Consider the following 6,572-nt stretch of genomic DNA (forward strand, 5'->3'; position numbering starts at 1 on the left):
TCAATCTTCTGTGTTATTTCTTGGTGTTTTTGATGATCAGCGACATGCCGGGGCGCAGTCCGTCGAACTTGTTGACGAAGTGAGCCTTCACCTCGAAGGTCTTCAGATCGTACTGTCCGTTGCTCTTTGTGGCTTTCCATACGGCGTAAGAGCCCTCGTCCTTGATGTCGTAGACTTTCATCTTTACGTTTTTGTTGAAAGCAGGAGAGAAAGCGGTGAACTCATCGCCGACCTTCAGACCTTTCAGTTGGTCTTCACGCACGTTGAAGGTTCCCCACATGTCCGACATGATGTTGATGTTCATGATCGGAGAGCCCATGCCCACCAACTCGCCTACCTTGGGATAGACGTCGCTGACTTCGCCCTCCACAGGAGAAATCTGCACGGTCTCTCTCAGGATTGACTTGACGACGTCAACGGCACTCTTGGCCGCCTGAGTGTTTTTGGCGGCAGCGATCTTCTCTTGCTTGCGTGCACCGCTCTTGGCCAGCTGATACTGGCTTTGCGTCACTTTCACTTGTGCTTCGGCGGCTTTGAAGGCTGCCAAAGCCTCGTCGCGCTTCTGTGCACTCATCACGCCCTCGTTGTAGAGGTTCTGCATACGTGTATAGGTCTTCCGTGCGATGTCCTCAGCGGCCATGGCCTGCTGCATCAAGTCGTAGGCACTCTGTATCTGTTCCTTGCGCGCACCCTCATCGGTCAGATTGCTGATAGCCTGAGTGGCACCCTCGGTGGCTTCCGCTACTTTCTGCTGTGCGTTGGCCTCAGGAATCTGCAGGATGGCAAGCGTGTCACCGACATGCACGTAGTCGCCTTCCTTGACGCGTATCTCCTCGATGCGCGCCGGCAACTTACAGCTGACGCGATAGTCGCCGACTTCCACCTCGCCCTGAATAATCTCGTCGGTCTTGCCGAAAGCGAAGAAACCAATGACACCTACGATCGCCACTGCTGCTGAGAATCCAAGCACGGCAAGCAGTATATTGTTATGTTGTGTTTTTGCTGACATCTCTTTTATGTTTTTTCTTCTTTGGTTCGTTGATGGTTTATTCGAGGATACCCAATGCCTTCTCCAGGTTCACCTCGCTGACGCGCAAGTCTACCTCTGCGTCGATCTTGTCGCTGTGGGCTTTCTGCCATGCCGTCTGCGCAGCCATGACATCGGTGGAGGGAATGACGCCCTCACGGAATCCTACCTGTGCACAGCGCAAGTTTTCCTCTGCGCTCTTGACATTGTTCTGGGCCATGGTCAGACGCTTGCGGGCTTCTTTCACCTTGAAGCGGCTTTGAGTCACCTGCAGGTTGATCTTCTCCTGCACGTCGCTCAGTTCCATGCGTGCCATGCTCGTGGCAGCACGGGAGGCCCGGACCTTGTAGCGGCCCTCAAACCAGTTCCAAACCGGCACCTGCACGGTCACGCCTACGTTCCACACGCCGGAGAAACGCTTTTGGAAACCATTGTAGACATTGGGGTTGGTGATCATATATCCGCCTGTCAGTGCTACGTGAGGCAGGTATTCGGCCTGGATGACCTTGGTGCCCTGCTCGCTCATGTCCACTGCGTTTTGCAGCAGACGCACCTCAGGGCGACTAGAGAAGGTGGAGTCGGGCTGATAGTCGGTAAACTTCACGTTGCTTTTCTCCAGTCCGTTGCCTTCCTCGTCGGCCAGCGTGATCTGGTCGGTCATCGGGATGCCGCAAAGCTGACAGAGCAGCATCTTGGCCAGCGTCACACCATCGTCGACACGGGTGATGTCCATCTCGGCCTCGTTGACCTTCACGTCCACTTTCAGTCCGTCGGCCTTGGTGGCCACTCCTTGACGGATCATCTTCTTGACATCGTCGTCGAGCTTCTTCACCAGGTCGCGATAGCTGTAAGCCAGTTTTTGCTTATGCTTGAGGGAGACGACTGTCCAGTAGGCCTTGTCGATAGCATAGATTGTGCCCTGTGTCTTCAGGCTTTCATCGTTGTCGGCCATCTCCTCTGTGATGTCGGCAATGGCGTTGGCTGCCTTGATGGCACCACCCATGAAGATCGGCTGGCGCAGGATGACGGCACCGCCGAAAACGTTTTTCGTGTCGGTGCGGAAGGCGTCGACAATTTGCTGGCCCAACGTGTTGCCGATGCCGGCAGCGTACTGTCCGATGGGAGCACCGGCTTGTTGCATCATCGCACCGATCTGTTGAGCCTGCTCCATACTGATGGCTCCTTGCTTCACCAGCTCGGTCATCTTTTCCGTAATACCCTTTTGCAAGTCTCCTCCGACCTGGTTGCCGAGGTTGGTGCCCATGTTGTTGAGCAGGTTCTTCTGTTTGTTGCTCAGCAGGTTGATGTCGCGGCTGGTGAATTCATAGCCGGCCAGAACATCCACCTTTGGCAGGTATTTCGTACGTGCTGCCTTGCGGGTGTTCATTGCCACCTCTTTTCCCAGACGTGCGACATTGATCTGTTTGTTGTTGCGCAGGGCCAAAGCCCGGCAACTGTCCAGTGTCAGCACGGTCTGTCCGTGGGCAGCCAATACGCATCCTGAAAGTAAAATGGCGAAAGTGAACTTTCTCATATTTGTTTACTGACGTTTATCCGTGTCTTTGTTCGGACCGTGAAGTCCTTATTCCAGCGTGAAGCTGCGCGAGCCAATCATGTTGCCGTCGGCAAAGATGCTCACGCGGTAAGTGCCGCCTTCCAGCGCCTGTCCGATGTTGTAGAAGAGGGTGACAGGTGTCTCGTTGCCATTGTATTCCACCGAGCGCTTCATGGTGCAGGGGAGGGTACGGTTTTCGTAGTTAAACGAGCCGCCGCCCGAGAGCAGAGCTCCTGTCGGTGTGTTGATGCAGACATAGACGGTCTTCATGCCGCTGGCAGCCGTGACGTTCTTGGCGATAGAGAAGGAGACCTGCAGGGCCTTGGCTTTCTTGATCTTCTTCGTTGCCTTGCCACGTTTGCTCATGGCCGTGAGGTTGATGCCGGTTGCATCAAGCTGTGCGGCGATGGCTACTTTTTCGGCCAGTCCGGCTTTCTCGCTGTTGAGTCCGGCAATCTGCTGGGTGGCCTGATCGTATTGTCCTCTTATTCGTGTGTTTTCCGCTGTGAGATGCTCATTGGCGCGGTTAAGCGAGTCGATCTGGATGACATAGCTGCGCAGTACGGCTCTCACCGTAGCCAGCTCGCGCTTGAGTCGTGCGATCTCGCGGGCATCTGTACTCTTGGTGTTGCGCAGTTCCTGCAAGAGCTTTTGGGTGCGCTCCTGCTCCTGGGTCAGCTGGGCGATGATGGAGTCGTTGTTGATCTGGGTCTTCATCTCACCGTACTGATTGGCGAACTGCTGATATTCATTCTCCATCTCCTTCTTGTCCAGGTCGGCAAGCTGCACCATCTCCTTGTTCTCCTCCTTCTGTTTGTTCAGACTGGTATAGAGCCAGGCGATGCCTCCCAACAGCAATAATACGACTATGACGAGCGGAATGATGATCTTTTTCATGTTCTTTGTTGTCCTTTTAAATAATGAGTTGTAAAGAGGTGGATGATGAAATCTTCTCCACGTCTTATGGATAATGTATTCTCCTGCAAATTTAGGCTATTTATCTTAAACGGCAAAGTCTTTTCAGCCGGTTATGCCTTTTAAATCTTAAATTTTAGTATTTTTGGGGAAAAAACGACCAAAAATAAACAGGGATTGTGTAATTTTACCCCGTGTAATCAGATTTCTAATCAGTGACTATGAGAAAAGTAGCATTGTTATTGACGCTCATGCTCTTCGCCGTGTCTGCGGCATGGGCACAAGGAGAGACAAAGACCGACACCGTGCGCCATCAGGTAATGTTGCAGACGACAAAAGGCAATATCGTTGTGGAACTGTACAACGAGACGCCGCGTCACCGCGACAATTTCCTCAAGGTGGTGCGTTCGGGCTATTACGATGGCATTCTCTTCCACCGGGTCATCGCCGACTTCATGATCCAGGCGGGCGACTCTACCTCGCGTCACGCCAAACCGGGTGCACAGTTGGGCGATTATGACCTTGGCTATACCGTGCCCGCTGAGTTCCGCTATCCTCAGTATTTCCATAAGCGTGGCGCTTTGGCTGCCGCAAGGGAGCCCGACAGCGTCAACCCGCAGCGGGCTTCCGGCGGAGCGCATTTCTATATCGTTTGGGGTAGAACCTATTCCGACAAGTCGCTTGACCGCATTCAGCACAAGACGGATTCATTGACGCATGGTGCCGTGAAGTTTACGCCGGAGATTCGAGAGTATTACAAGACCGTCGGCGGCACGCCCCATCTCGATGGCATGTACACTGTCTTCGGACAGGTGATCAAAGGACTGGATGTGGTGGATGCCATCGATCATGTGGCTACCGATGAGAACGACCGTCCGCTGGAGGATGTGAGGATCATCAAAGCGTCGGTGATTAAGTGAGCTAAGCTATGATTACTTATGAAAAGTTGTTATTATTTGTTGCCTTTGTCCTTACGCTTCAGCGAAATTCATTATATTTGCAGTAATCATACGCTAATAGGCTCAATAATGACATGAAACAGCTTCGTCAAGGTTTCTTTGTGCAGATGATCGTCGTCTTGCTTTGGCTCTTCGCCCTGCCCGTTTCGGCCAAGGTGTGGACAGCTGACGATGTGCCGATGGTGCACTTGCAGGATCGCAACCGCTATGTCTGTGATCCGGAGGGACTCATGTCGCCCTCTATGCGCGACTCGGCTGATGTCTGTTTCCGCCGCTTACAGACGGAGTGCGGCATTCAGACGGTCTTCGTGGTGGTGGGACATGTCAAGGATGCTGACTGCTTCCGTATGGCAGAGGACATCGGCAACCATTATGGAGTGGGGACGAAGAAGGACCGGCGCGGCTTGGTCGTCGTTCTGGCCGTGGGCGACCGCCGCTATTTCATTGCGCCGGGAAAGGGCCTTGAAGCTGATCTGACCGATGTGGAGTGCGACGACATTGCCCAGCAGTGTATCGTCAAGAATATGAAAGTCAACGACATCGACGCCGCTGTCCTCTCTACGGCACAGGCGCTCTACTCTAAGTTCAAAACAGGAAAGGCCGTCGTCGATGGCGAGGAAATCGGTTCCGAAGACGATGAAGTCTCGTGGCTTACGATTCTTGTTGTCCTTTTGGCTTGTTTTGGATACCCGATCTATCAGCTTATTCTTTTGTTGCTGGCCAAACTGGGGTGGTATCATCCTAAGAAGAAACGCCGTCGCCGTCATGACGACGACGACTGGTTCCCGCCTTTCATCTTCGGTGGTGGTGGTGGCTTCGGAGGCAGTTCCGGCGGAGGCTTCAGTGGCGGCAGCTTCGGTGGTGGCAGCTTTGGCGGCGGAGGAGCCGGTGGAGGCTGGTAATATATGTTGATAATTATAATTTAATCCTTTCAATATGAAGAAAACTAATTTGATCATACTCATCATCCTTGCGGTGATAGTATTGTCTGGTGTTGGTGGTTGCAGTGCCTATAATGGTATGGTCGAGAAGCAGGAGACGGCTACGACGGCGTTGGCTGACGTGCAGGCTTCTTATCAGCGGCGTGCCGATCTCATCCCTAATCTCGCCAAGACGGTACAGGCTTACGCCAAGCACGAGCGCCAGACCTTTGAGGAGGTCACTAAGGCAAGGGCTTCCGTGGGGCAGATGAAACTCGATGCCAGCAACCTTACGCCGGAGAAACTCAAGCAGTTCGAGGCTGCGCAAGGACAGCTCTCTCAGGCTCTCGGCAAACTCATGGTGGTCGCGGAGCGTTATCCCGAACTGAAGGCGAACCAAAACTTCCATAGTCTGCAAATACAACTGGAGGGCACGGAGAACCGTATCAACGAGGCACGGCAGAAATACAACGAGGCTGTGCAGGACTACAACCAGGATGTGCGCACCTTCCCCAATGTGATCTTTGCCGGTATGTTCGGCTTCAATCGCATGGAGAAGTTCGAGGCTGCTGCGGGTGCGGAAAAGGCTCCGGAGCTCAACTTTGACGAGTGATCCACTCTCTTCCTGAAATGTTCTTACAAAAGCCTGTTCACCGTAACTCGCAATCTAGAGTTGAGTGGACAGGCTTTCTTATTTCTTTTCCACAAAAAACAGCGTTTTTTCGCCCCCAAAAGTGCTCTTCTGCTGTCATCTCGGTTGTTTGTGCGGGTCATTTCAGTTGTTTGTGCAGGTCATCTCGGTTGTTTGTGCGTGTCATCTCGGTTGTTTGACAGGCAAAATCATGGCGTTTCATTGGTTGAAAAGAGACAGAAGTAGCACAACAGACTGATTATAAGTAGTTTGTAAATTTGCTCTGTTTTTGGCGAAATTCTGCCCGACATGGGTCTTCGTTCAAAAGAATCGATTCTCAGCCGCGATTTATTGTCAGAAGTTACGACAGAGGAACAGACGAAAAAGACAGAGTAACAGAGAGACAGATTTTCCTTTTAAGACAGAAAGACATAAGGGACATATTCGGCCCAAGGGGGATTGTCCGTGGCGGACGGATGCCGCTGCCTAACCAAAGAACTTGATATGATAGCGTGCTAAAACTATTTTTTTTGCTTACCTTTGCGGTCATGGAACAAGAAAAGAT

Annotated in this window: 6 protein-coding genes; 3 read left to right on the forward strand and 3 right to left on the reverse strand. The window is 52.4% G+C overall.

Features of this window, described 5'->3' with window-relative positions; genetic code table 11:
- Positions 1-13 precede the first annotated feature (13 nt).
- From NG346_RS12550 to NG346_RS12560, 3 genes are read right to left on the reverse strand one after another with little or no spacing between them, the layout of a single operon-like run.
- Positions 14-1,009: an HlyD family secretion protein gene (locus tag NG346_RS12550; protein ID WP_262280723.1), complete on the reverse strand. Its 996-nt coding sequence runs from the start codon at positions 1,007-1,009 to the stop codon at positions 14-16.
- 37 nt (positions 1,010-1,046) lie between these two features.
- Entirely contained in the window at positions 1,047-2,561 is a 1,515-nt protein-coding gene (locus tag NG346_RS12555) for a TolC family protein (RefSeq protein WP_262280724.1), read from the reverse strand.
- A gap of 48 nt (positions 2,562-2,609) precedes the next feature.
- Positions 2,610-3,479 carry a hypothetical protein gene (locus tag NG346_RS12560; protein ID WP_262280725.1) on the reverse strand — a complete coding sequence of 290 codons (870 nt, stop codon included), beginning with the start codon at positions 3,477-3,479 and terminating at the stop codon, positions 2,610-2,612.
- Positions 3,480-3,718: 239 nt separating this feature from the next.
- Between NG346_RS12560 and NG346_RS12565 the strand changes: the two genes are divergently transcribed.
- The 3 genes from NG346_RS12565 (at position 3,719) to NG346_RS12575 (ending at position 5,989) form a co-directional block, all read left to right on the forward strand.
- The gene (locus NG346_RS12565; protein ID WP_262280726.1) at positions 3,719-4,417 is read left to right on the forward strand and encodes a peptidylprolyl isomerase; all 699 of its coding nucleotides are present in this window, start codon (positions 3,719-3,721) and stop codon (positions 4,415-4,417) included.
- Between the two features lie 113 nt (positions 4,418-4,530).
- Positions 4,531-5,358, forward strand: coding sequence for a TPM domain-containing protein (locus NG346_RS12570; protein WP_262280727.1), 828 nt, complete (start codon positions 4,531-4,533; stop codon positions 5,356-5,358).
- Positions 5,359-5,392: 34 nt separating this feature from the next.
- A complete protein-coding gene (locus tag NG346_RS12575; protein WP_262280728.1) occupies positions 5,393-5,989 on the forward strand; it encodes a LemA family protein in 597 nt (198 codons plus the stop codon).
- Positions 5,990-6,572: the final 583 nt, after the last annotated feature.

This window comes from Hallella absiana, from assembly GCF_025457485.1.
GTDB lineage: Bacteria > Bacteroidota > Bacteroidia > Bacteroidales > Bacteroidaceae > Prevotella > Prevotella absiana.